Genomic DNA, 26,337 nt, shown 5'->3' with positions numbered 1-26,337 from the left:
ATGAGTGAAGAGGACGTTTCCGCTGCGCCGTCGCCACCGTCGTTGCCGCGCGTGAGCGTGACCCGGCGCCGACGCTGGAGCGCCGGCCTGATCTGGATCGTGCCGGCGATCGCTGCACTGATCGGCATCGGCATGGTGATTCACAACTGGGCATCCGAAGGGCCCGTGATCGAGATTTCGTTCATCACCGCCGAGGGGTTGGAAGCAGGCAAGACCCAGGTCAAATACAAGGATGTCGTCATCGGCCTGGTCGATTCGATCCGCCTCGCCCGTGACAACACGCACGTCGTCGCGCGCGTGAACCTAAGCAAGGACGCCGCCGGTTTCGCCACCGCCGATGCACGCTATTGGGTCGTACGCCCGCGTTTCGGCACGAGTGGCGTGTCGGGCATCGGCACTTTGTTGTCGGGCGCCTACATCGGTGCGGACAACGGCGAATCGCACGAGGCGAAGAAGAGTTTTGTCGGCCTAGAACGTCCGCCCGCGGTGATTCACGGTTCGCCGGGCAAGCGCTTCACCCTGGCGGCGAACGACATCGGCTCGCTCGACATCGGTTCGCCCGTGTACTACCGGCGCATCCAGGTCGGTCGCCTCGCGTCCTACGAGCTCGACAAGGACGGCCGGCAGATGCGCGTGGACATCTTCGTCGATGCACCTTACGACGGCTTCGTCACCGTTTCCTCGCGCTTCTGGAACGCGAGCGGGGTCGACCTCAACCTCGACGCGAGCGGACTCAAGCTCAACACGCAATCGCTGGCGACCGTGATTGCCGGTGGCATCGCATTCCAGACGCCGCCGGGTCCGCGCGATGCGACGTTGGCCGCCGAAGGTGCCCAGTTCACCCTGTACGACGACATGCAGACGGCGTTCGCACCGCCCGACGGAGAGCCGGATTACCTGCAGATGCGCTTTCCGCAGTCACTGCGCGGGTTGGGCGTCGGCTCGCAGGTCGATTTCCGCGGCATCATCGTCGGCCGGGTGGTCTCGATCAATCTCGACTACGACATCGACAAGCAGAGTTTCTTGCAGATCGTCGGCGTGGTGATCTATCCCAACCGTTTTGGCCGCGCTGCGGAGAAATTCGCGCAACTGGCACAAGACAACAACGACACGAACACCCGTCTGGCGAATTTCATCAAGCCGCAGATCGCCCGCGGCCTGCGCGCGCAGGCGCGCGTCGGCAACTTGCTGACCGGACAGCTGTATATCGCGCTCGACTTCGTGCCGAAAGCACCCAAGGTCGAGTTCGATGCGAGCGCGCGTTCGGTGGAATTGCCGACCGTGCCGGGCAGCTTCGACCGCCTGCAGGAAGAGATGACCGGCATCGTCGAGAAGCTCGACAGGATTCCGTTCGAATCGATCGGCAAGAATCTCGACAGCACGATCGCCCGGCTCGATAAAACCCTACGCCAGGTCAACGAATCGACGTTGCCGCAATTCAGCGCCACGCTCACGGGCGCGCAGGGCACTCTCGGCAGCGCACAGCGCGCGGTCGACGCCGATTCGCCGTTGCAGCAGAACCTGGCGCAGACGCTGGCGGAAATGCAGCGCGCGGCGCGTTCGGTGCGCGTGTTGACCGATTATCTCGGCGTGCATCCGGAGACGCTATTGCGCGGCAAGCCGGCCGATCCGGCGCTGCGCAATCCGACCGAGCAGGACGCGAAAGGAAACAAGCCATGAAGCCCCGCTTTGCGATTGCTTTGCGCGCCTCGGTCGCGCTCGGATTCCTGATGCTCGGTGGCTGCGCGAGCACGCTGCCGACGCACTACCACACGCTGCTCGGCACAGCCGCGGAAGGGGCGACCTCGTCGGCACCGGCATCGTTTCTGATCGACGTACAACCGGTCGGCATTCCCGCGCAAGTCGACCGGCCGCAACTCGTCGTGCGCGACGGCGGCGGCATGACTCCGCTCGAACAGGAACGCTGGATCGCGCCACTTGCCGACGAGGCGCGCACGGCGCTGTCGACCGAGCTCTCGCGCGAGTTGGCGACGACCGATGCCGCCGGTCAGCCGCGTCCCAGAGGTGCGAAGGTGGTGACGATCAAAGTCGACCTGCGCCGCTTCGACTCGGTAGCCGGGGCCTACGCCGCGATCGATGCTGTGTGGAGCCTGAGCACGAACGACCCGAACGCCAAGGTGCTGGTGTGCGCGAGCGAGGCGCGCGAAAGCGTGGGCCCGGGCTACGACGAACTCGTGCAAGGCCACCGCCGCGCGCTGAGCGCGATCGCTAGTCGGATTGCGTCTGCGGCGCGTGGGTACGCGGCGGCGGGGAAGGGCGCCTGTCCGGCGAACTGAGCTTCTTCCAGGGCAGCCGCCACAGCATGAGCAACGCGAACACCGCGATGTAGGCGAGCGGCTCGCGCTTGTCGGCTTTCACGAGCCAAAGGAAATGCAGAAGCGCGAGCAAGGCAATCGCGTAGACGAGCTTGTGCAATTGCCCCCAGCGTCGGCCGAGGCGACGCATTGCCTTTTGCGTCGAAGAGAACGCGAGTGGAAGCAGCAGCAGCCACGCGGTGAAGCCGACGGTGATGTACGGTTTCTTCGCAATCTGCTCGACGATGTCAGCGGAATAGCCGCCGAGATCGATGAACAGATAGACGGCGAAATGCACGTTCACGTAGAAGAACGCAAACAGGCCGAGCATGCGCCGGTAGCGCACTGCCTTGTTCCAGTCAGTGACGCGACGCAGCGGCGTGATCGCGAGCGTGGCGAGCAGCAGACGCAATGCCCACAGGCCGGTGCGGTGTTCGAGCTGGGCGACCGGGTCAGTGCCGAGTTCGTTCTGGATCGTGTCCCACACCAACGCGGCGAGTGGCACTAGGCAGAGCAGGAAAACCAGCGGTTTGCTTGCGGCGATGCGGTCTCTAAACATCGGCATGGTCAGAAATTTTTGCGCAGGTCCATGCCCGCGTAGAGGCTCGCGACCTGGTCGGCATAGCCGTTGAACGGCTTGGTCTCGATGCGGTTGCCGAACAGGTTGAAGCCATCGCCGGCGATGCGCCGCTCGGTGCGCTGGCTCCAGCGCGGATGATCGACGTCCGGATTGACGTTGGAATAGAAGCCGTATTCGCCGGGCCCGGCAAGATTCCAGGTCGTCCGCGGCCTCGAATCGGTGAATTCGATCTTCACGATCGACTTGATGCCCTTGAAGCCGTACTTCCACGGCACGATCAGGCGCAGCGGCGCACCGTTCTGGTTCGGCAGCTCGCGCCCGTACAGTCCGGTGGAGAGGAAGGCGAGCGGGTGCATGGCTTCGTCGATGCGCAGGCCCTCGCGGTATGGCCAGTCGAGCACGGCCGATCGCATGCCCGACATTTCGGACGGCCGGTTGACCGTGGTGAAGGCGACGTATTTTGCCTGTGCAGTCGGCTTGAAGCGCTTGAGCAGATCGGCGAGCGAAATGCCGTCCCAGGGAATCACCATCGACCAGCCTTCGACGCAGCGATGGCGATAGACGCGCTCCTCGAGCGCATGCGGCTTGAGGATGTCCTCGAGGGTGAACTTGCCCGTGAGTTCGGCGTGGCCGGCGATTTCCACGCTCCATGGCGTAGGTTTGAACCGGCCCGAGGTGCGCGCCGGGTCGCTCTTGTCGGTGCCGAATTCGTAGTAGTTGTTGTAGTGCGTCGCGTCCTTGAAGCTGGTCTGCGGGTCGGGCAGGGTGTATTCGCCTTTCTTCGCGATGGTCAGCGGCTTTTCGGTTGCGCTGGAATCCTCGGCGATTGCCGCGCTGGGCGCGTTTTCCGATCCGCAACCGGCGACGAGCCCAACGCTGCCGATGCCGAGCATCTTGAGCAACTCGCGCCGCTGCCGATAGACCCGTTCCGGCGTGATCTCGCTGGGGCGGACATCATTGCGTTGACGTGGATGCATGGCGGCTTTTCCTTCGCTGGAAGCGCGGAACGGAGATCCGCGCGTGCACAGTATTCGACCGATCAGCGTGATTTTCCTTACAACTCCTGCGGCAACGGCACGTGCGGGAACATACGCGCAATTTTTGCCAATCCACTTCGGCATCGCGATCCGGCTCGGCTAGAATGCCGCGTCCTCGCTCCCGTCGAATTCCATGTCCGCAGCGCAAACCGAAAAGCTCGTGCCGGTATTGACGATCGACGGTCCCTCGGGCTCGGGCAAGGGTACGATCAGCGCGCGCGTGGCCAATGCGCTCGGCTGGCGTCTGCTCGATTCGGGTGCGCTGTACCGCGCGGTCGGCTTTGCCGCGAGCTTGGCCGGGCTCGACCTGTCCGACGCCGAGGCGGTCACGCGTTGTGCGGAGACGACGAAGATTACCTTCCGCGATCCCAAGGACGGCGGCGAGACGCGCGTCATCGTCAACGGCCTCGACGCCACGGCCGAAATCCGCACGGAAACCTGTGGTGCGGCGGCTTCGGCGATTGCGGGGATTCCCTCGGTGCGTGCGGCGCTGTTCGACAAGCAGCGCTCATTCCGCAAGGCACCGGGCCTGGTCGCGGACGGGCGCGACATGGGCACGGTGATCTTCGCCGACGCCCAGCACAAGGTGTTTTTGACCGCCAGCGCCGAGGAGCGGGCGAAAAGACGCTATAAACAGTTGAAAGAAAAGGGTTTGGGGGTTACACTTACAACCCTTTTGCGCGAAATCGAAGCTCGCGACGTACGCGACGCCGAGCGCGCAGTGGCGCCGCTCAAGCCGGCGACGGATGCGATCCTGATCGATTCGACCGGAATGTCGATCGATGCGGTGGTCGCAAAAGTTCTGGCGCTCGTGCGACCTTGATTGAGAATCGACGCTGTCCTTTCAGCAGCGTTTGGAAGACCAGAAAACAAATGGATGCGGCCCGACGGGCCGCGTCTGCTTTGGGCCCTCGTCGTGTCGGCGGGGAATTGCAACGGTACGAATGCCTCGAGCCGTCGTGCCACAACAGGTGGATCGCGCTGAATAGCCAACCCCAGGCGATCTGTTTTTCAACTAGAGAATCAACATGACCGAAAGTTTTGCCGAACTGTTTGAACAGAGCCAGACCCTGGCCAAATTGAAACCCGGAACCATCGTTTCCGGCATCGTGGTAGAAATCCGCAACGACGTTGTCGTCGTCAACGCGGGACTGAAATCCGAAGGCATCGTGCCGATCGAGCAGTTCTACAACGAACAGGGTGAACTGGAAGTACACGTCGGCGACGAGGTGAAGGTAGCCCTCGACGCGATCGAAGACGGCTTCGGCGAAACCCGCCTGTCGCGCGAAAAAGCCAAGCGTTCCATGGTGTGGGACGAGTTGGAAGAAGCGCAAAAGGCGAATGCCACCGTGACCGGCCGCGTGTCGGGCAAGGTCAAGGGCGGCTTCACCGTGGATATCAAGGACGTGCGCGCGTTCCTGCCGGGTTCGCTCGTCGACGTGCGTCCGGTGCGCGATCCGGTCTTCATCGAAGGCAAGGATCTGGAATTCAAGATCATCAAGCTCGACCGCAAGCGCAACAACGTGGTCGTGTCGCGTCGCGCGGTCGTCGAGAGCGAGCATTCCGAGGAGCGCGAGCAGATGCTCGAGCGCCTGCAGGAGAACGCGGTCGTCAAGGGCGTCGTCAAGAACCTCACCGATTACGGTGCGTTCGTCGACCTCGGCGGCATCGACGGCCTGCTGCACATCACCGACATGGCGTGGAAGCGCGTGCGTCATCCGTCCGAAGTCGTCAACGTCGGCGATGAGCTCGAAGTGCGCGTGCTGCGCTTCGACCGCGAGCGCAACCGCGTCTCGCTCGGCCTCAAACAGCTCGGCGAAGATCCGTGGGTCGCGATCAGCCGTCGTTATCCGACTGGCACGCGCCTGTTCGGCAAGGTCTCCAACGTCACCGACTACGGCTGCTTCGTGGAGCTGGAGCCGGGCGTCGAAGGTCTCGTGCACGTTTCGGAAATGGACTGGACCAACAAGAACGTCAACCCGGCCAAGCTGGTCCAGGTCGGCGACGAAGTCGAAGTCATGGTGCTCGACGTCGACGAGGAGCGTCGCCGCATCTCGCTCGGCATGAAGCAGACCCAGTCGAATCCGTGGGAAGCGTTCGCCGCGATCCACAAGAAGAACGACAAGGTCTCCGGTCAGATCAAGTCGATCACCGACTTCGGCATCTTCATCGGTCTGGATGGCGGTATCGACGGTCTCGTGCACCTGTCCGACATTTCCTGGCAGGCCACCGGCGAAGACCTCGTGCGCCAGTTCAAGAAGGGCGACACGGTCGAGGCAGTCGTGCTCGCGGTCGATCCGGAGCGCGAGCGCATCTCGCTCGGCATCAAGCAGCTCGAGCAGGATCCGTTCGGCCAGTTCATGGCGGCGAATCCGCGCGGCAGCATCGTCAACGGCACCGTGACCGCCGTCGACGCCAAGGGCGCGACGATCGATCTCGGCGACGGCGTCGAGGGCTACCTGCGCGCGAACGACATCGCCAAGGAGCGCATCGACGACGCGACCCAGCACCTCAAGGTCGGCGACAAGGTCGAAGCCAAGTACACCGGCATGGATCGCAAGGGCCGCATGCTGCAGCTTTCGATCCGGGCGAAGGACGAGGCGGAACTGGCCTCGGCGCTCGAGGAGTACCAGTCGGCCGCCGGCGGCACGACCAAGCTCGGTGCGCTGCTCAAGGAACAGCTCGGCAACAAGGGCTGAGTTTGCCCAATGGTCTACCCGGCCTCGCCGCCGGGTAGACGACAAGAAATATTGGCCCCGGATTGCACGGATGGACGCGGATCAGGGAATTTCTGCTTCATCCGTGTGTATCCGTGCAATCCGTGGCTAAATTGCTTTTTCGGGGGAAAAAGAAATCATGACCAAGTCGGAGCTGATTGAGGCTTTGGCCTCGCGGCAAAATCATCTTGCCTTCAACGACGTCGAACTCGCGGTAAGAAACGTCCTCGACCAAGCGAGCCAGGCATTGGCCCACGGCGAGCGCATCGAGATCCGCGGCTTCGGCAGTTTCTCCCTGCATTTCCGCCCGCCGCGCATGGGCCGCAATCCGAAGACCGGCACACCGGTCGCGCTGCCCGGCAAGCACGTGCCGCATTTCAAACCCGGCAAGGAACTGCGCGAGCGCGTGAACGGCATTCCAGCCGATAAGCCCTGAGTCCATTCGATCTGCGATAATCTCCGCGTAGCGACTTTCGGCTCACGCATGCGTTTGATCTGGATTCTGTTGATATTCGTTTTCGCCGCGGTGGGCGCACTCTTCGGTGCGCTCAACGGCGAAGCTGTCGCCTACGATTTTTATTTCGCCACGTTGAAGGCGCCCAAGGGAGCGATGCTGATCGCGGCGATCCTGCTCGGTTGGTTGCTCGGCGGAGCCGTCGTCTACTTTGGGCTCGTGTTGCGCTTGCGCCGTCGCCTGCGCGCGCAGATGCGCAAGCCGACGATGAGTGAACAAACCGCCGTCGCGACCGATATTGCGGCCGCACAGCTGCCAATGGATCCCGGGCGCCACTGATGCAGAGCGTACAAATCCTTGCCCTCGTCTGCGCCGCGCTGCTGCCGGTCGCTGCAGTCTCCGGCTGGTATTTCGGCAAGCGCAGCAGCGAACGCCGTCGCCACGCGCGTGTATCCGAGCTTTCTTCGAGCTACTTCCGCGGCCTGAATTACCTGCTCAACGAGCAACCGGACAAGGCGATCGAAGTGTTCCTCCAGCTCGCCGAGTACAACCGCGATACGGTCGAGACGCATCTCGCCCTCGGTAACCTGTTCCGCCGTCGTGGCGAAGTCGATCGGGCAATCCGCGTGCACCAGCATCTGATCGCGCGACCGAACCTGTCGGAGGAAGAAAAGACGATCGCTCTGCTCGAGCTCGGCGAAGACTATATGCGCGCGGGTCTTCTGGATCGCGCCGAGACGCTGTTCACCGATCTCGTTGCCATGGACGCGCAGGCGCCGTCCGCGCTCAAGCATCTGATCGGCATCTACCAGCACGAGAAGGACTGGGAGAAGGCGATCGAGCACGCGCGGCGCATGGAAAAGATCACCGGCGAATCGCAGGGTGCGACGATTGCGCAGTTCTACTGCGAACTCGCCGAACAGGCGCGCGCCGCGAAGCAATTCGACGAAGCACGCAAATGGCTGGACGAAGCGCTGCGCAGCCAGCCCGAAAGCGTGCGTGCACAGATCGTGCTCGGCCACCTCGAGCTGCAAGAGGGCAACGTCAAGGCCGCGGTTGCCGCGTTCGAACGCGTTGCCACGCTCGATGTCGACTTCGTGCCGGAAATTCTTCCGCAACTGCTCGATTGCTACGCGCGCCTCGGTCAGATGCAGCGTGCGGAAAAATTCTTGCTCGACAACATCGACCGTTCGCACGGCGTCGCCCCGGTGATCGCGCTGGCCAAGCTGTTCGCGAGCACGCGCGGCGAGGCGATCGCGATCGAATTTCTCACTCGCCAATTGCGCCAGCGTCCCTCGGTCCGCGGCCTGATGACGCTGATCGTCACCGACCTGCATCGTTCCGAAGGTCCGGCACGCGACAACCTGCTCGTGCTGCAGGATCTGACCCGGCGCCTGCTCGAAGGCCAGGCCGCGTATCGCTGCACGCGCTGCGGCTTCGGCGCCAAGTCGCATCATTGGCAATGCCCGAGCTGCAAGACCTGGGGTTCGGTGCGGCCGCTGCACGGCGTGGCGGGTGAATAGGGCAGCCGACGATTCCCGCAGTCGCGGGACGAAGAAGAGCCCGCCTCGATGATTCCGTGGCCGACCGCGATTTCCTTGGTCCTGGCGACCGCAGCTCTCTCGGCTCTGCTCTCATGGCTCTCGATTCACTATGCGCGGCGGCGTGCGCTGCTCGACCTGCCCGGGCAGCGTCGCTCGCATTCGGTACCGACGCCGCGCGGCGGTGGCATCGGCATCGTGGGCGCGGCCCTCGCCAGTTGCCTGTTTGTGTATTTCCGTCTCGAAGTGGGCGAAGACCCTTTGCGACTCGTTGTCGCTTTGACGTCGGTTGCGGCGGTCGGCTGGATCGACGATCACCGTGGACTCGCCGCGCTGTGGCGATTGCTCGGGCATATCGTCGCCGTACTGATCCTGCTTCTGCCGATGTTTTCGGACTTGTTTCACCCTGGACAATCAGCGCAAGTCTCCGCGACGCCCCATTCTGTTCTTTGGCTGGCTGCGTTTTTTGCGCTGCTGTCCGCGTTCCTGGTTTGGTCGATCAACCTGCACAACTTCATGGACGGCATCAACGGCCTGCTCGCGACGCAGGCCGTCTTCGTCTGTGCTGCGCTTGGCATGCTGAGCCTGACAGCGAGCGCGCCACACGCGCTCTTGCTGTTTGCCTGGGCCGCTGCCGCGCTCGGCTTCCTGCCGTTCAATTTTCCACGCGCGCGCATTTTCATGGGCGACGTCGGTAGCGGCACGCTCGGCCTGATGATCGGCATCGGCATGTTCTGGCAAATGACGGCGACGCACACGGCGCCGGCCAGCGGACTGATCGCCGGCTCGGTTTTCGTCGCCGATGCCACCTGTACCTTGCTCTCGCGCATGCTTGCCGGACGGCGCTGGTATAGTGCGCATCGCGAGCACCTCTACCAGTGGCTTGTGCGCAGCGGCTTCAGCCACGCTGCGGTCGTCGTGCTCTATCTGTGCTGGAACTTCGCCGTGGTCGTGCCGGTCTTGTATCTGGCTAACCGCTCAGGCGCGACAGCGACGGACGGCTGGATTGGACTCGGCGCCGCGTATGCGCTCGCCGCAGTAGCATGGGTCGGCGGCAAGCGTTGGTGCCTGCGTCATGCTCGGCGCCGACATGGAGCAGGATCAGGACATTAGAGAGATATCCGCAGTCGCATGAAACCACGCAACCTGATCGCCGCGATCCATCCACGTCTTGCCGTCGTTCTGCACGACCTGGCGATGGTCTGGCTCGCATGGACGGTGACGCATGGCCTGCGCTACAGCGTGGCCCCGAACGCGCCGTTGCAGTCCATGTGGTGGGCGCCCGAAACCGCGATCGTGCTCGCCGTGCAGGGCGGCGTGCTCTGGTGGACCGGGCTGTACAAGGGGCTGTGGCGCTTTGCCAGCCTGCCCGACCTGTGGAACATCCTGCGCGCCAGCGCGCTCGGCGCGCTGGGAATCGCTATCGCCTTGTTTCTTTACAACCGCCTGGATACCGTCCCGCGTGCGGTGCTGGTCGTCTATCCGGTCGTGCTCGCGGTATTTCTCGGCTTGCCGCGGCTCGCGTATCGATACTGGAAGGACAGTCGGCTGGACTTCACCCGCGGCGTGCCGGCCAAGCGCGTGCTCGTGCTTGGCGCCGGGCGCGCCGGCGAGACCTTGATTCGCGAGTTGTCGCAGGAGCGGCGCTACCGCCCGGTGGGCATCCTCGATGACAACACGCAATTGCGCGGTGCCAAGGTGCACGGCGTGCCCGTGCTCGGCATGATCGAGCAGCTGCCCGATATCGCGAGCGAAGTCGCCGCGCAGATGCTGCTGATTGCGATGCCCTCGGCGAGCAACGTGCAGATGCAGCGCATCGTCGAGTTGTGCGAGGCGACCGGCATCGCGTTCCGCACCGTGCCGCGCCTGCAGGATGTGGTCGCCGGGCGCATGGCGTTCAACGAATTGAAGGAAGTCGCGATCGAAGATCTGCTCGGCCGCGATCCAGTGCAGCTCGACTGGACCGCGATCCGCACCGGCCTGTCCGGCGCGCGCGTGCTCGTCACCGGCGGCGGCGGCTCGATCGGCTCGGAGTTGTGCCGCCAGGTCGCGCGCCTCGGCGTCGAATCGCTGACCGTGCTCGAGCTGTCCGAATTCAACCTGTACCGCATCGAGCAGGAGCTCAAGCAGGAATTTCCCGATCTCGTCTTCAATGCCGTGCTCGGCGACTGCGGCGATACGATCGTGTGCGAGCGCGTGTTCGCACAGGTGCGGCCGCAGATCGTGTTCCATGCCGCCGCATTCAAGCATGTGCCGCTGCTGCAGACGCAGGTGCGCGAGGCGTTCCGCAACAATGTGCTCGGCACGCAGACCGTCGCGCAGGCGGCAGACAAGTACGGGGTCGGCAGCTTCGTGCTGATCTCGACCGACAAGGCAGTCAATCCGACCAGCGTCATGGGTGCGTGCAAGCGCGCCGCGGAAATCTTCTGCCAGAACCTGGCCGCGCGCTCGCGCACGCGTTTCATCACGGTACGGTTCGGCAATGTGCTCGATTCGGCCGGCAGCGTCGTGCCGTTGTTCCGCGAACAGATCCGTGGCGGTGGACCGGTCACGGTGACGCATCCGGAAATCACGCGCTACTTCATGACGATTCCCGAGGCCTGCCAGCTCATCCTGCAGGCCTCGGTGCTCGGGCAGGGCGGCGAGATCTTCGCACTCGACATGGGCGAGCCGGTCAAGATCAGCTATCTCGCCGAACAGATGATTCGCCTCGCCAACAAGATGCCCGGTCGCGACGTGCACATCGTCTACACCGGCCTGCGTCCCGGCGAGAAACTGTTCGAGGAATTGTTCCATTCGCAGGAAAACTACGTCGATACGAGCCATGCGAAGATCTTCCTCGCCCAGCCGCGCAGCATGTCCTGGGACCTGCTCAATGCGCAGCTCGCGCGTGCCGCGCAGGCCGTGCGCGACTATGACGAGGAAACCCTGCGCCGCTGCCTGACCAGCCTGCTGCCCGAGTTCGCCTGGCGCGAAGTGGGCGAGGCTGAGGTCGTACCGATCGCACGCGGGCAAGCGTGAAGAATTTCTTTACCGCGGAGGACGCGGATAAAATCTGATCGAGACGCGGATAGGTGTTTATCCGTGCGATCCGTGGCCAATGCTTTTGCTTGAGGAGTGACAATGGCGAAAACGATGCGCAAAGTGGTGTTCCCCGTGGCCGGCCTCGGCACGCGTTTCCTGCCCGCGACGAAGACGGTCGCCAAGGAAATGCTGCCCGTGCTCGACCGGCCACTGATCCAGTATGCGGTCGACGAGGCGGTCGACGCCGGCGCGGACACGCTGATCTTCGTCACCAACCGCTACAAGCATGCGATTGCCGACTACTTCGACAAGGCTTACGAGCTCGAGTCCAAGCTCAGCCAATCCGGCAAGAAGGAGCTGCTCGCGCTCGTCCAGGGCACGCTGCCGAAAAACGTACGCTGCATTTTCGTGACTCAGCCCGAAGCGCTCGGCCTCGGCCACGCGGTGCTCTGCGCCAAGCAGGTAGTCGGCGATGAACCGTTCGGCGTGATCCTCGCCGACGACCTGATCTCAACGTATTCAAATGGATCGGCCGGCAAGAGTTGCCTGCGCCAGATGTCCGAGCTGTCGATGCGCGAGAACGGCGCCGGCGTGATCGCCGTGGAGGAAGTGCCGCGCGACCAGACCGACAAGTACGGCATCGTCGATGCGACCGCGATCAACGAGCGCGCCGCCAAAATCAATCTCGTCGTCGAGAAACCAAAGCCCGACGTCGCGCCATCGAACCTCGCCATCGTCGGCCGCTACGTGCTGCCGCCGCGCATTTTCGAATTGCTTGAAAAAACCGAGCCGGGTGCTGGCGGCGAAATCCAGCTCACCGATGCGATCGATGCGCTGCTCCGCGAGCGCTCCGTGCTCGCCTACCGCTTCGAAGGCACGCGCTTCGACTGCGGCAACAAGCTTGGCCTTGTGCAGGCGACATTGCACATGGCGATGCAGGATCCCAAGCTCGCCGCGGCGACCAAGGAGTTCATCCGCGAGTCGGGCTTGGCCGGTTGAGCGAATCCGCGGAAAGGGCTTCGCGGCGGAACACCGAGTCGGCCGGAAACGCGGTCTCAAAGATCGGTTGCAGTTCCTTTTCGAGCGCAGCGGCCTCGTCGTTGCGTCCGAGCGAACGCAGGCTGCGCGCGTAGAGCAGGCCGTAGCGCGCGGACTGGGGGTTGTTCGCGCCGAGTTTGTCGCGCATGAGGTGAAAGGCGCGCTCGTATTCGCGTACCGCTGCGTCGATCTTGCCTTGCTTCGCCGCGATCTGCGCACGCAGCTCCGCGGCGTGTGCGCGAACCGAATAGTTGCTCTTGGCGCTGGGCGCTTCGACCTGATCGAGCAAGGCGGATGCCGTGCCGGTATCGCCGCGCAGAAAATGCCAGTGCGCCAGCGCCAGTCGCGGGTACGGCAAATCGACGCTGTCGGGGCTGGATTTCGTGTAAGTCGCGATCGCGGCATCGAGCAGCGAGCGGGCTTCCTCGCTCGCGTTTCCGTTCTCGACGATCAGCGCGCCCAATGTGTCGCCGGCCCGCGTCGTGCGCAGGTCGTCCGCGCCCATGCGCTCGCGGCGCAGATCGTAGACCGTGCGCATTGCATCGATCGCGGCCGCATAGCGTCCGATGCTGCTGTTGAGATTGCTCACCTGGAACAGAATGCTGGCGTATTCGGTGCTCTTCGCGCCGTGCACCTTGGCGTTCGTCGCCAATGAACTGTCGAGCGGTGCCATGGCTTCGGGGTAGCGACCCATGCCGATCAGCATGCGCGCAAGTTCGCGCTGGTCGTTGGCGACGGAACTGCTTTCGGCCGAAAAGATTTCGCTGTCGACCGCGATCGCCTGCTTAATCATTTCGATCGCTGGCTCCGGTTTGCCGCCGCGGTCGAGGGCCTGGGCATAGTTGTTGAGCAGGTTGGCATGGCCTGCGGTATGCGTGCGGCCCTGCTTCTTGTCGATGTCCAGCCTGCGTTCGAAATACTGCCACGCTTGCGCGTAGTCGCCGCGGTTCTTCGCGATCATGCCGAGATTGAAGACCGCCTCCTTCACTTTGGCGGTCGGCGCATCGAGTTTTTCGTTGATCGCCAGCGTCGCCTTGCCAACCTCCATCGCTTCGTCGAAGCGGCCCGCCTTGTCGAGTGCGAGCGACAGCACCATGAGCGAATTGGCGATTTCCTCCGACTCCGGCGCGAACGTTTTCTGGCGCAGTTGCAGCGATTCGCGCGCCGTGCGCAGCGCATCCTCGGCCGGGAAATTGCCGTTGGTCAGTGTGTTGGTCAACTCTTCGAGATTGCGCGCCGCTTCGAGCGGCTGGTTCACAGTCGGGTCGAGATTGATACCGGCGGCTTCGCGCAGCAACGGCGCGGCCTTGTCGTAGAGGTTCATGTGCCGATAGGCGTTGCCGATCGCTTCAAGCAGGCGTGCGCGCGTGGCCGGATCGTCCGCGAGTTCCTCGCGGATGCGCTCGGCACCCGTGTCCAGCACCTCGCGTGCGGTCAGGTCGTGGCGTGCGGAATCGTTGTGGCCGGTATCCGAGGCTGCAAAGACTGAAACGAGGAAGTCGGCCGTGCGCTCCGCGATCGTCGCCTGCCGGCGTGCTTCCTTTTCCGCGACGACGGTGCGCCAGGTGAAGCCTGCGGCGAGTGCGAGCACGAGTGCGCCTGCTGCGAACGCCGGCCAGTGCCGTCGCGCGAAGCGTGCGCCGACATAGGCAAAGGTCGGCTTGCGCGCCAGCACCGGACGATGTGTGGCGATGCGCTCGACGTCTTCGGCGAGCGCGAGCGCCGAGGCGTAGCGCCGCGCCGAATCGAATGCGCATGCGCGTGCGACGATCGCGTCGATGTCGCCGCCGAGACGTCGGCGCCACGGCAGGTCCTGTGCCGCTGTCGTACTTGGCGCGGGCAGCGTCGTCGCGTTCGTGCCGTCTTCACGGCGCGGCGGCGCCTGTCCGCTGGCCAGCTCGTACAGTAACGCACCGAGTGCGTACACGTCGGACTCGATCGTCGGCGCCTCGCCGCGTACTTGTTCCGGGCTGGCATAACGCGGGGTGAGAAATTGGCGCGCGCCCGCGCTCTCCTCGCTGCGATCGAGCGCTCGAGCAATACCGAAGTCGAGCAACACCGGCACGCCGTCCTCGCGCACGAGCACGTTCGACGGCTTCAAATCGCAATGCACGATCAGACGCTGGTGGGCGAATTGCAACGTTCGACAGATCGACACGAACACGCGCAGGCGCGCATCGAGGCCCGGCTTCGCCTCGGCGCACCACTGGTCAAGCGCACGGCCCTCGACATACTCCATGACCAGGTAGGGCGCGCCTCCGGGCGTGGCGCCACCGTCGAGCAGGCGCGCGATCTGCGGATGCTGCAGGCTGGCGAGCAATTGCCGCTCGCGCGCGAAACGCGCGGCCGCGTCGGCGTCGCCTAAGCCGCGGATCAGCTTGACCGCGGCCTGCTGGTTGAAATGTCCGTCGGCGCGGTCGGCGAGATAGACCGCGCCCATGCCGCCGTGGCCGATCTCGCGTACGAGGCGCCAGGCGCCGAGCACGTCGCCGGCATGCAGTTCGGTCGTGCCGAATTGCGCGATCATCGCGCTCACGCCGGTGCGCCCGCGCGTGCGCGTGGCCGCGTCGGCATCGAGCAAAGCGAGCACTTCGGCGATCGTCGCGGCATTGGCGCCCGCGGCGTGCAGCGCATCACGCCGCTGCGGAGCCGGCAGATCGCAGACGAGGTCGAACAGACGGCGCAGTTCGCTCATTACCGGGTCGGCTGGTGGCTATGCCAACGCGCGGTTGACGAAGGCGCGGGCGAAGCGCAGATCGCGGTCGATCGTCGGCACCGAGACGCCGAGGGTCTGCGCGATCTCCTCGCGTTCCATGCCGGCGAACGCGGCGAACTCCATCGCCGCGGCTGCACGCGGTTCCAGCGCTTCGAGCTTGCGCAGCGCCTCGTCGAGCACGACCACATCCATGGCGCCGAGATCGTCGGGGACCTCGACCGCGCTGCCTAGCGTGATCGTCGCGTGCGCCTCGGGCCGCCGCCCGGCGAGGATCGCGCGCGCGCGATCGACGAGTATGGAGCGCATGTACAGCGCGCTGACCGCGAGGAAATGGGCGCGGTTGGCGAACGTCTTGCCCGCGCCGAGCAGGCGCGTCATCGCCTCGTGGACGAGATCGGTGGGATCGAGCGTGACCGAACTTGCTTCGCCGCGCAGGCGTTGCACGGCGATCTGCCGCAGCAGGTCGTACAGTTCGGGCATGACGGGTTCCAGCGCGGCAAGGTCGCCCCCGCGCCAGGCGGCGAGGCGCACGGTGATGTCGGAATTCAAAGCGCCGGATCCTGATTTCTGTTGCCGAGATGATGCGGGAAGCGTACGGGCATTGCAAAAAGACCGCCCCGGCAGCTGTCGCCCGGGCTTCGGCGGGCCCATAAAAATATTTTCTCCGGCGTGATAGGTGACTCCGCAGTTTTGCGCTTGTTATAAGTGAACAGGGGAATTTCATGGCGATCCGGCGGGGAAAGCGGGCTTATATGGCCTAACGGTGGCCTGAATTTCGTCTGCTGTATGGGGCGCGGCGAATGCGGTGGCGGACGGCATTTGCGCGATAGGGGGATTTGAAGGTCCGCTTCGGGCACGGCACGGCGTGTGGAACAGGGGACGCGGTGCCGGGTCCACTCGCGGTTCTCGACGCAGGGGCTGCGTCGGGCGGTACGGTGGCGTCCAGCGACGTCATCGTGTCGCCCGGCGCAGAATCGTCGAGTGCAGGCCGGCGGCGTGGCGACGGTGATCGTCGCCACGCTCGCTCTGTGGGCGCGCGGCTGCGGGAGTTTGCCTTATGCTTCGGCAACTTTCCTTGCAGGCAAGCTTGAAGCCATGGACCTGAGCTATATCCTCAACCACCTCGGTGAGGACCGCGCGGCACATCGCGGCGCCGTGTCGCCGCCGATCTACCAGAGTTCGATCTTCGCGTTTCCGACCGTGGATGCATTCCGCGAGGGTTTCCGCGACGAGTTCCGGCGCACGACCTACACGCGCGGCAACAACCCGACGGTCGAAGTGCTGCGCAAGAAAGTCGCCGCACTCGAGGGCGCCGAGGATTGCCTGATGTTTTCCAGCGGCGCGGGTGCGATCTCGGCAGCCGCGATCGCGAGCGTGAACGCAGGCGATCATGTGATCTGCGTCGCGCGGCCGTATTCTTGGACGCGCGCCGTGCTGCGCGACCTGCTCGGCCGTTTCGACGTGACGACGAGCTTCGTCGACGGTACCGATACGGCGAATTTCGCCGCCGCGATCACGCCGCAGACGAAGCTGATCGTACTCGAAAGCCCGAACTCGATGACCTACGAGCAGCAAGACCTGGCCGCGGTCGCGAAGCTCGCGAAGGCACATGGCATCCGCACGCTGTGCGACAACAGTTATGCGACGCCGCTCAACCAGTCACCACTCGCGCTCGGCATCGACATGGTCGCGCATTCGGCGACGAAGTACTTGAACGGCCACAGCGACGTCGTCGCCGGCGCGCTGTGCGCGAGCGAGGCGATCATCCGCGAGGTGTTCAAGAAGACTTACATGGTTTGCGGCGCGGTGATGTCGCCGCACGACGCCTGGCTGATGATCCGCGGCCTGCGCACGCTGTCGGTGCGCATGGAACGCATTGCGCGGACGACGCGCGAAGTGCTCGCGTTCCTGCAGGCGCACGAAAAGGTTGAAAAAGTGTACTACCCGCACGCTGCGACGAATCCGCAGTTCGCCCTGACCACGACGCAGATGCGCGGTGCGAGCGGGTTGCTGACCGTCGTGCTGCGCGCGGCGGACGTCGCCGGGGTCGAACGTTTCTGCAACGCGTTACAGTATTTCTTGATGACCGTGTCGTGGGGCGGCTACGAGTCATTGCAATTTCCGGTCTGTGCGGTCTATCCGGCCGACGCGCCGCTGACGCCACCGGGCGGCGGCGCCGGGCTCAACTACGTGCGCCTGTCGATCGGACTCGAAGAGCCCGCCGTGCTGATCGCCGATTTGCGCCAGGCTCTGGCGACCGTGTGACTGCAATCGCATCGTCGCGGAAAGGTTCGATTGCGGCCACAAGCCGCCACCAATTTGCCATGCGCCCAGGCGATGCTATGGATGCGGTGGAGTAGCTCGTAGAATCATGTCTGGGTTGATCTGTTTTGTGATGGAATTGCGTCCATTTTGACGCTACGCATCCCGCGCGCTTGCGCACGAGACACGAAAGGACGAAGGGATCATGGGGCTGTTGAATTTCATCTGGAACTTGCCGCTGATGCTGCTGCGGCTGGTTGGCGCAGTGCTGTCGTTCTTCTTCGGCAACATCGGCTGGGATGCACCGCCATGGGCGCGCGCGATCGCGTCGGGATGGGACCGCCTCGGCGGCGTCGTGCGGACGCGGCCAGCGCGGTCGGCAGGCATTCTCGTTGCGCTGGTTGCGCTCGGTCTGGGGGGACTGTTCGGCTACCGCGCTTGGCGCGATCGGCCGCGGCCCGTGGCCGAGGTGCCGGCGACGTTCAGCGTGCAGGCGCCGGTACTGACCGGGTATGACGACGAGGCGCGCAAGCTGATCGTGCATCCGTTGCACGTTGTCTTCAACAAGTCGGTCGCGCCGCTGGCCCTGGTCGGCAAGTCGCCGACGTCCGGCATCGCGATGCAGCCGGAACTGCCCGGCGCATGGACCTGGCTGAACGACCGCGAGCTCAATTTCCTGCCGAAGGACGACTGGCCGGTCGGGCAGAAGTTCGATGTCAGCTTCGATCCCAGGACCGCATTTGCCGAGCACGTCAAGGTCGACAAGGACCGCCTGGATTTTTCCAGCGCAGCGTTCAAGGCCAGCATCGTCCAGGGCGAGTTCTATCAGGATCCGCAGGACGCAACGGCGAAGAAGGCCGTCATCCATGCGCGCTTCAGCCATCCGGTCGATCCGGCGAGCTTCGAAAAGGCGGTTGCGTTGGCCCTGTCCGGCGCGAAGCTGTCATCGACCCCGAAGAAATTCAGCGTGACCTACGACGAACGCAAGGTCAACGCCTTCATCCACTCCGAACCGCTGACGATTCCAACCGATGACGCCTCGCTGGCGTGGACGGTCGCTGCCGGCGTACGTGCCGCGCGTGGCGGGCCGGCGACGGACAAGGCGCTGAGCGGTACGGTCGCGGTCCCTGGCTTGTATAGCCTGCAGATCGACGGGGTCGAGGCGACCCTGGTCGACAACGCCAAGTTCGAGCCCGAGCAAGTACTCGTGGTCAATGCCTCGCAGGCGGTGAGCGAACGCGACGTTGCCAAGGCGGTCCACGCCTGGCTGTTGCCGAAGTACAACCCGAAAACGCCCGAGGTCGAGCGCGGCGAGGCGGCATATGCGTGGAGCCAGGACGAAGTCGGCGGAGAGGTACTCAAGGCCGCACAGAAACTGGACCTGGCGCCGATTCCGACCGAGCACGACTACGCGGAGCTCGCAAGCTTCAAGTATCGCGCCGACCCGGGGCGGTATATTTATGTAAAAGTGGACAAAGGGCTGAAGTCGTTCGGCGGCTACGTGCTTGGTAATCTGGTGACGAACATCGTGCCGGTGCCCGAATATCCGCGCATGCTGCGCTTCATGGCCGACGGCGCGCTGCTGAGCCTGTCGGGGGAAAAGCGCGTAGCCGTGGTCGCGCGCAATATGCCCGGAATGCAGTTGGAGGTGGGGCGCGTTCTGCCGGATCAGCTGCAGCATCTGGTGAGTTTCAATCAGGGCAGCTACGCCAAGCCGCAGCTCTATTCGCTCAATGCCGATCAGATCACCGAGCGCTTCGTGCAGAAGCTGCCGTTCGGCGAAGGCGATCCGGCCAAGGCGCATTTCGAAGGCGTCGATCTGGGCAAGTATTTCGGCAGCGGCGCCAACGCGAAGCACGGCGTGTTCCTGCTCAAGCTCGGCGTGCTGAAGCCGGACGAGAAGAAGGCCGAGCCGGATGCGAATGCGGACGAGCCCGAAGCGGGTGCCGATCAGGAAGGCGAGGGCGAGGCGAGCTATGCGGAAGGCGAGGCTGCCGGCACCGATCGGGTCGAGGGCGACATGCCGGAGGACTCGCGTCTGATCGTGGTCACCGACCTCGGCATGATCACGAAGAAATCGCTCGACGGCAGCTACGACGTCTACGTGCAGTCGATCGCGAACGGAGCCGCGGTGGCCGCCGCGAACGTCGACGTGGTCGGCAAGAATGGGCAGACGCTGGTCACGCATACGACCGATGCCGGCGGCCATGTGCACTTCGATCCGCTCGACGCGATGAAGCGCGAGAAGACGCCGGCGATGTTCGTCGTGCGCAAGGGCGACGATCTTTCTTTCCTGCCGCTCGGCGAGCGCGATCGCTCACTCGATTTCTCGCGCTTCGACATCGGCGGCGAACGCAATGCGAAGAATGCAGGACGGCTGAGCGCTTATCTTTTCTCCGACCGCGGCATCTATCGCCCGGGCGACACGTTCCACGTCGGTGTGATCGTGCGCGCGGCCGATTGGAGCAAGCCGCTCGACGGCATTCCGCTGATCGCCGAGATTACGGACGCGCGCGGCGCGGTGGTCGACACGCGCAAACTGCGCGTCGAGACGGCCGGTTTCCTCGGCGTCGACTACACGACCCAGGAAAGCGCGCCTACCGGCACATGGAACGTGAACGTCTACATCGCCAAGGACGGCGAGGCCGACAAGCAGATCGGCTCGGTCGGCGTGCAGATCAAGGAATTCCTGCCCGACCGCATGAAGGCCGAGGCGCATTTGTCGGCGAGCTCACCCGACGGCTGGGTGAAGCCGGACGGCCTGAAAGCGCTGTTCTCGCTGCAGAACCTGTTCGGCACGCCGGCGCAGAACCGCCGCGTCGAGGCGACACTGACGCTGACGCCGTCGATCCCGAGCTTCCGCGCCTATCCCGACCACCGCTTCTTCGATCCGCAGCGCGCCAAGGACGGCTATTCCGATCCGCTCGGCGAACGTACCACCGACGACAAGGGCGAGGCCGAGTTCCCGCTCGATCTTTCCAAGTACGCGAATGCGACCTACATGCTGCGTTTCTTCGCCAAGGGCTACGAGGCCGAGGGTGGGCGCAACGTCGCCGCGCAGGCCAGCCAGCTCGTGTCGGCGCTCGACTACCTGGTCGGCGCCAAGACCGATGGCGCGCTCGATTTCGTCACGCGCGATGCCAAGCGCAGCGTCAACCTGATTGCAATCGACCCCAGCGCGAAGAAGATCGCCGTCGGCGATCTCAAAGCCGCGATCATCGAGCGCCGCTACGTCTCGATCCTGACCAAGCAGGATTCGGGCGTCTACAAATACGAGTCCAAGGCCAAGGACACCACGGTGTCCGAAGTGCCGCTCGCGATCGCAGCGACCGGCAACGATTTCGCCCTGCCGACGGACAAGCCGGGCAGCTTCGCTCTCGTCGTGCGCAACGCGCGCGGCGAGGAACTCAACCGCGTCGACTACAGTGTCGCCGGCGAGGCGAACCTGACGCGTTCGCTCGAGCGCAACGCCGAACTGCAACTCGCGCTGAGCAAGCACGACTACGCGCCGGGCGAGGAAGTCGAGATCGCGATCCGTGCTCCGTATGCGGGCAACGGCTTGATCACGATCGAGCGCGACAAGGTCTACGCGCACCAGTGGTTCAAGGCGGCGACCTCGGGTTCGGTGCAGAAGATCACCGTGCCCAAGGATTTCGAAGGCAACGGCTACGTCAACGTGCAGTTCGTGCGCGATCCGTCTTCGGATGAGATCTTCATGTCGCCGCTGAGCTATGGCGTCGTGCCGTTTTCGGTGAATCGCGACGCGCGACGCGATGTAACGAAGATCGACGTGCCGAGCCTGGTCAAGCCGGGCGACACGTTGCGCATGAAGGCCAGCGTCGCGCAGTCGGCGCGCATCGCCGTGTTCGCCGTCGACGAAGGCATTCTCCAGGTCGCGCGCTACAAGCTCGGCGATCCGCTCGATTTCTTCTTCCGCAAGCGCATGCTCGACGTGAAGACCAGCCAGATCCTGGATTTGATATTGCCCGAGTTTTCCAAGCTCGTTGGCATGGCGGCACCGGGCGGCGACGCGGACGAATTGCTCGCGCGCCATCTGAATCCGTTCAAGAAGAAGCGCCAGGAGCCGGTCGCCTGGTGGTCGGGCATCGTCGACATCAAGGACAACCGCGAATTCACCTGGACCGTGCCCGAGGATTTCAACGGCAAGCTGCGCGTGATGGCGGTGGCCGTGCGCGCGGACAAGATCGGCATCGTGCAGAACACAACGACCGTGCGCGGCGACTTCGTCCTGTCGCCGAACCTGCCGAACATGGTCGCGCCGGGCGACGAGTTCGAGGTCAGCGTCGGTGTCGCCAACAATCTGACCGGCCTCGGCGGCAAGGAAGTTCCGGTCAAGCTCGCCTTCGCGCCATCGGCAGGCATCGAAGTCGTCGGTGCGGCGGAGCAAACGATCAACCTCGGCGAAACGAAAGAAGGCGTGGTCGTCTACAAGCTGCGCGCGAAGGATGCGCTCGGCCCGGCCAAGCTCGACTTCCGCGCGAGCTACGCCGACAAGTCGGCCAAGATCGGCAGCGAGGTTTCCGTGCGCCCGGCGGCGGCTTACCGCACCGACGTGGCTGTCGGCGACATGGATAAGGGCACGGCCGAGGTCAAGCCGCTGCGCAACATCTACGACAATTTTGCCAAAAGGGAAATTGCCGCATCGTATACACCGCTTGTGCTCGCCCAGGGCCTGTCGGCGTATCTGGACGATTTCCAGCACCGCTGCACGGAGCAACTCGTCAGCCAGGGCGTGCCGGCGCTGGTGTTCGCCGCGCATCCCGAATACGGTGCGCTCAAGGCGGACAAGGGCAGGAAACTCGACGACAAGGCGGGAGCGGACAAGCTGCAGGGCCTCTACGCCGTGCTGCACACGCGCCAGAACAGCGAAGGCGGCTTCGGCCTGTGGGCATCGACGCCGGTGTCCGAACGCTTCGTCTCGGTCTACGCGATGCAGTTCCTGATCGAGGCGAAAGAACGCGGCCAGCGCGTGCCGGGCGATCTGATCGATGCCGGCAATCGCTATCTGTCCCAGCTCGCCGCCGACGAGAGCGACGGCTCGCTCGCTGGCCTGCGCGAGCGCGCCTTCGCGATCTATCTGCTCACGCGCCAGGGCACGGTGACGACGAACTATATCGCCGCGGTGACCAAGCGCCTCGACGACAACTACGGCACGCAAGCCGCCGGCGCCGCGCGCAACACGCCGAAGGACGCGTTCTTCGAGGGCAACGACTGGCATCAGAATCTGGTCGCTGGCTATCTCGCCGCCTCGCTCAAGTTGCTCAAGCAGGACAAGGAAGCCGATCGCCTGATCGCGCCGCTGCAGACCGGGCTGACGCGCGCGACGATCGAGAACGCCTACCGCTTCGAGCGCTGGTACGACACGCTGTTCCGCGACGCGAGCACGCTGTACCTGCTGGCGAAACACTTCCCCGAGCGCGCGCGCGCGTTGCCGCAGTCGGCGCTGGCGAACCTCGTCCGGCCGATTCAGCGTGGCTGGTTCAACACGCTGTCGTCGGCGCAGACCATTCTCGCGCTCGACGCCTATGGTGCGCGCACTGGCGACGGCAAGCTCAGCCTGAGCGAGGTGCTTAAGGACGGCACGGCCAAGCCGCTCGACGCGAGCGCCGGCGTGCTCGTGCGCGGCGCGTTCGACGCCGCCGCGACCGCACTGCGCGTCGACAACGCCGTCGATCTGCATGCCTGGTACGCGGTGACCCAGGCCGGCTTCGATCGCGCCCCACCGACCAGCGAATTGAAGAACGGGCTCGAGATCGTGCGCGAATTCACCGACACCGACGGCAAGGCGATCAGCTCTGCGACGCTCGGCCAAGAAATCGACGTGCATCTCAAGATTCGCGCGACCGAAGCCGACAGCATCGGCAGTGTCGCCATCGTCGACTTGATGCCGGGCGGCTTCGAAGCCGTGCAGCAACCGCCGCCGGCGCCGGCTGACGACGCGAATGCAGACAACGCCAACAATGCGCCCAGGCCGCCGCCGCCATGGCGTTCGCCGATCGGCCTGCCCGGATCGAGCTGGAACCTCAGCTATGCCGACGTGCGCGACGATCGCGTCGTGATCTACGGTACCGCCACGCGCAGCGTCTCCGAATTCATCTACCGCATCCGCGCCACCAACGCCGGCAGCTTTGTCGTCCCGCCCGCGTATGGCGAGTCGATGTACGATCGTACGGTGCAGGCGCGGTCGCTGGGGACGAAGATCGAAGTGAAGAAAAAGTAAGCCGTCATTCCGGCAATCGTTGCCGGAATTGCGAGCAGTGAACATCGTGATCGCATTTATCAAGCGTTGGCAGAACTGGCTGATGGCCGCTCTGCTGCTCGTGCTCGTGCTGGTCGGCGTCCGCCTCTGGCCGCACGCGCCATTGTCGCAGCTCGCGCCGAGTTCCACGGCGGTGTACGACGACCACGGCCGCCTGCTGCGCCTGACCCTGGCCAGCGACGATCGCTATCGGCAGTGGGTGCCGCTCGCGCAGATGCCGCCGGCGCTCGTGCAGGGCGTGATGCTGCACGAGGACGCTTGGTTCCGCTGGCATCCCGGTTTCAATCCGGTCAGCTTGATGCGCGGCGCATGGACGACCTATGTGCGCGGCGGCAATCGCCAAGGCGGTTCGACGCTGACGATGCAGCTCGCGCGCCTAGTCTACCGGCTCAACACGCGCACGCCGGGCGGCAAGCTGCGCCAGGTGCTGCGCGCAGTCGAGCTGGAGCTGTGCTATTCGAAGGACTCGATCCTCGAGGCCTATCTCAATTACGCGCCGTACGGACGCAATATCGAAGGTGCCGGCGCGGCGAGCCTGATCTATTTCGACAAGCCGGTGGCGACGGTGTCACTGCCTGAGGCGCTGACCCTCGCGGTGATACCGCAGGATCCGAGCCGGCGCGCGACGGTGCCCGAGACGGGCGGGGGCGCGGACAACGACCTCATCAACTCCCGCCTTGCCGCCGCGCGCGCACGTCTGTTTGCGCGATGGCTGGCTGCGCATCCGCAAGACAAGGTCGCGGCGGCGTTGATGCAAATGCCGTTGCGCCTACGTTCGCCCGAAAACCTGCCGTTCGCCGCGCCGCATTTCGTCGAGGAAGCACTCGCCGATGCACGTCTCACGGGCACGACCGCGCCGGTATTGAACACGACCCTCGATCTGGATTTGCAGCACGTGCTCGAACGCCAACTGAAGAATCACGTCGAGCATCTCGGTGATCGTGGCGTGCGCAATGCGGTCGCGCTGCTGGTCGACACGCGCGATCTCGGCATCAAGGCCCTGGTCGGCTCGGCCGACTATTTCGACAAGGCGATTGCGGGACAGGTCAATGGCGCGCTGGCCAAGCGTTCGCCGGGTTCGGCACTCAAACCCTTCATCTACGGCCTCGGTTTCGACCAGGGCGTGCTGCACCCGCAGACCGTACTACGCGACGTGCCGACCGCGTTCGGTCCGTTCGCGCCGGAGAATTTCGACGGGCGCTTCCTCGGCCCCGTCACCGCGACCGAGGCGCTGGTACGCAGCCGCAATATCCCCGCAGTCTACGTGGCATCGAAGCTGAAGAATCCCGACTTCTACCAGTTCCTCAAGGATGCCGGCGTCAGTCGCATGGCCGACGAGGATTTCTACGGCCTCGCGCTGGTGCTCGGCGGCGGCGAGGTGACGATGGAGGAGCTCGCGCGGCTCTACGCGATGCTCGCCAACCGCGGCTCGCTGCAGCCGCTGCGTCGCCGCGTCGAAGAACCGCGCGCACAAGGCGTGCGCATGCTCAGCGAGGAGGCGAGCTTCATGGTGCTCGACATGCTGCGCCAGAATCCGCGCCCGGACGACACGCTGATCTCGCAGCCCGGTGGACTGCCGGTGTACTGGAAGACCGGCACCTCGTGGGGTTTCCGCGATGCGTGGACCGCGGGCATCGTCGGGCCGTACGTGCTTGTCGTCTGGGTCGGCAATTTCGACGGCAGCGGCAATCCGGCCTTCGTCGGCGTCGAGACTGCGGCGCCGTTGTTCTTCCACATCGTCGACGCCTTGCGTGCGCGCGATGCACAGATGCACGAGCCGCCGCATGCGATGCCGAAGAATCTCAAGCGCGTGGAAATTTGTCTCGCCAGCGGCGACCTGCCGAACGCTTGGTGCCCGCAGCGCGGCATGACCTGGTTCATCCCGGGCAAGTCGCCGATCCGGGTCAGCACGGTGCATCGGCCCGTGGTCATCGACGCGGCAACGGGGCAGGCGGCGTGCCCGCCCTACGATCCGGCAACGACACGCGCCGAAGTATTCGAGTTCTGGCCGACCGATCTGGCCAAGGTGTTCCGCCAGGCCGGTGTGCCGCGGCGCGTGCCGCCGACGATTCCCGACTGCACGGCCGCGGCCGACGACGGCCAGGCGCCGCAGATCACCTCGCCCGTGCGTGGCGCCACCTACACGCGACGCGCGAGCCGCGAAGGTGAGGAACGTGTCGCGTTCAACGCGACTGTCGACGCCAACGCGCGCGAGTTGTACTGGTTCGTCGACGAGGATTTCGTCGGCACGGCGAAACCGGGCGAGTCCCTATTCTGGCAGCCGATCGCGGCGGGCGAGTACACTCTGCGTGCGGTCGACGATCGCGGCCGTGCCGATTTGCGGCGACTGCGCATCGATGTGGTGCAGTGAAT

The 26,337-nt window shown here is 64.6% G+C and carries 17 protein-coding genes; 13 read left to right on the top strand and 4 right to left on the bottom strand.

All coding sequences use genetic code 11. The features are described 5' to 3' along the window. Entirely contained in the window at window positions 1-1,680 is a 1,680-nt protein-coding gene (locus tag F455_RS0110755; RefSeq protein WP_018973292.1) for a PqiB family protein, read from the top strand. Beyond that, window positions 1,677-2,297 carry a PqiC family protein gene (locus F455_RS0110750; protein ID WP_018973291.1) on the top strand — a complete coding sequence of 207 codons (621 nt, stop codon included), beginning with the start codon at window positions 1,677-1,679 and terminating at the stop codon, window positions 2,295-2,297. Before F455_RS0110755 ends, F455_RS0110750 begins: the two co-directional genes overlap by 4 nt. On the opposite strand, the gene F455_RS0110745 is transcribed toward F455_RS0110750, so the two are convergent. Next, window positions 2,230-2,880, bottom strand: coding sequence for a protein-methionine-sulfoxide reductase heme-binding subunit MsrQ (locus tag F455_RS0110745; RefSeq protein ID WP_018973290.1), 651 nt, complete (start codon window positions 2,878-2,880; stop codon window positions 2,230-2,232). The genes F455_RS0110750 and F455_RS0110745 overlap by 68 nt on opposite strands. Window positions 2,881-2,882: 2 nt before the next feature. Beyond that, window positions 2,883-3,872 (bottom strand): protein-methionine-sulfoxide reductase catalytic subunit MsrP, encoded by a 990-nt coding sequence (gene msrP / locus F455_RS0110740; RefSeq protein WP_018973289.1) that lies wholly within the window; start codon window positions 3,870-3,872, stop codon window positions 2,883-2,885. Between the two features lie 193 nt (window positions 3,873-4,065). On the opposite strand from msrP, the gene cmk reads away from it, so the two are divergent. The 8 genes from cmk to galU all read left to right on the top strand — a co-directional run bounded on the left by cmk (window position 4,066) and on the right by galU (window position 12,667). Next, window positions 4,066-4,755 (top strand): (d)CMP kinase, encoded by a 690-nt coding sequence (gene cmk, locus F455_RS0110735; protein WP_018973288.1) that lies wholly within the window; start codon window positions 4,066-4,068, stop codon window positions 4,753-4,755. A gap of 205 nt (window positions 4,756-4,960) precedes the next feature. Continuing rightward, complete coding sequence (rpsA, locus tag F455_RS0110730; protein WP_018973287.1) at window positions 4,961-6,631, top strand: 30S ribosomal protein S1; 1,671 nt, start codon at window positions 4,961-4,963, stop codon at window positions 6,629-6,631. A gap of 157 nt (window positions 6,632-6,788) precedes the next feature. Further along, complete coding sequence (locus tag F455_RS0110725; protein WP_018973286.1) at window positions 6,789-7,085, top strand: integration host factor subunit beta; 297 nt, start codon at window positions 6,789-6,791, stop codon at window positions 7,083-7,085. A 48-nt stretch (window positions 7,086-7,133) separates the two neighbouring features. Further along, a complete protein-coding gene (locus F455_RS20545; RefSeq protein ID WP_018973285.1) occupies window positions 7,134-7,442 on the top strand; it encodes a LapA family protein in 309 nt (102 codons plus the stop codon). Continuing rightward, window positions 7,442-8,626 carry a lipopolysaccharide assembly protein LapB gene (lapB, locus tag F455_RS0110715; protein WP_018973284.1) on the top strand — a complete coding sequence of 395 codons (1,185 nt, stop codon included), beginning with the start codon at window positions 7,442-7,444 and terminating at the stop codon, window positions 8,624-8,626. The genes F455_RS20545 and lapB overlap by 1 nt, the downstream gene beginning before the upstream one ends. Window positions 8,627-8,674: 48 nt before the next feature. Further along, window positions 8,675-9,757: an MraY family glycosyltransferase gene (locus F455_RS0110710; protein ID WP_018973283.1), complete on the top strand. Its 1,083-nt coding sequence runs from the start codon at window positions 8,675-8,677 to the stop codon at window positions 9,755-9,757. Between the two features lie 18 nt (window positions 9,758-9,775). Then, window positions 9,776-11,665 carry a nucleoside-diphosphate sugar epimerase/dehydratase gene (locus F455_RS0110705; protein WP_018973282.1) on the top strand — a complete coding sequence of 630 codons (1,890 nt, stop codon included), beginning with the start codon at window positions 9,776-9,778 and terminating at the stop codon, window positions 11,663-11,665. 102 nt (window positions 11,666-11,767) lie between these two features. Next, window positions 11,768-12,667 carry a UTP--glucose-1-phosphate uridylyltransferase GalU gene (galU, locus tag F455_RS0110700; RefSeq protein ID WP_018973281.1) on the top strand — a complete coding sequence of 300 codons (900 nt, stop codon included), beginning with the start codon at window positions 11,768-11,770 and terminating at the stop codon, window positions 12,665-12,667. Here galU and F455_RS0110695 read toward each other — a convergent pair. Both F455_RS0110695 and F455_RS0110690 read right to left on the bottom strand, forming a co-directional pair. After that, entirely contained in the window at window positions 12,639-15,401 is a 2,763-nt protein-coding gene (locus tag F455_RS0110695; RefSeq protein ID WP_018973280.1) for a serine/threonine-protein kinase, read from the bottom strand. The two genes, galU and F455_RS0110695, sit on opposite strands and share 29 nt — an antisense overlap. Window positions 15,402-15,419: 18 nt before the next feature. After that, window positions 15,420-15,971 carry an ECF-type sigma factor gene (locus tag F455_RS0110690; protein ID WP_018973279.1) on the bottom strand — a complete coding sequence of 184 codons (552 nt, stop codon included), beginning with the start codon at window positions 15,969-15,971 and terminating at the stop codon, window positions 15,420-15,422. Between the two features lie 432 nt (window positions 15,972-16,403). Here F455_RS0110690 and F455_RS0110685 point away from each other — a divergent pair, with 432 nt between their 5' ends. The 3 genes from F455_RS0110685 to pbpC all read left to right on the top strand — a co-directional run bounded on the left by F455_RS0110685 (window position 16,404) and on the right by pbpC (window position 26,335). After that, window positions 16,404-17,687: a trans-sulfuration enzyme family protein gene (locus tag F455_RS0110685; protein ID WP_018973278.1), complete on the top strand. Its 1,284-nt coding sequence runs from the start codon at window positions 16,404-16,406 to the stop codon at window positions 17,685-17,687. Between the two features lie 202 nt (window positions 17,688-17,889). Next, window positions 17,890-23,925 (top strand): MG2 domain-containing protein, encoded by a 6,036-nt coding sequence (locus F455_RS0110680; protein WP_018973277.1) that lies wholly within the window; start codon window positions 17,890-17,892, stop codon window positions 23,923-23,925. 37 nt (window positions 23,926-23,962) lie between these two features. Further along, window positions 23,963-26,335: a penicillin-binding protein 1C gene (gene pbpC, locus F455_RS0110675; RefSeq protein WP_018973276.1), complete on the top strand. Its 2,373-nt coding sequence runs from the start codon at window positions 23,963-23,965 to the stop codon at window positions 26,333-26,335. Window positions 26,336-26,337: the final 2 nt, after the last annotated feature.

Origin of the sequence: Rudaea cellulosilytica DSM 22992, from assembly GCF_000378125.1 — a bacterium.
In the GTDB taxonomy this organism is placed as follows: Bacteria; Pseudomonadota; Gammaproteobacteria; order Xanthomonadales; family Rhodanobacteraceae; genus Rudaea; species Rudaea cellulosilytica.
This window is presented reverse-complemented; position numbering and strand designations above follow the sequence as displayed.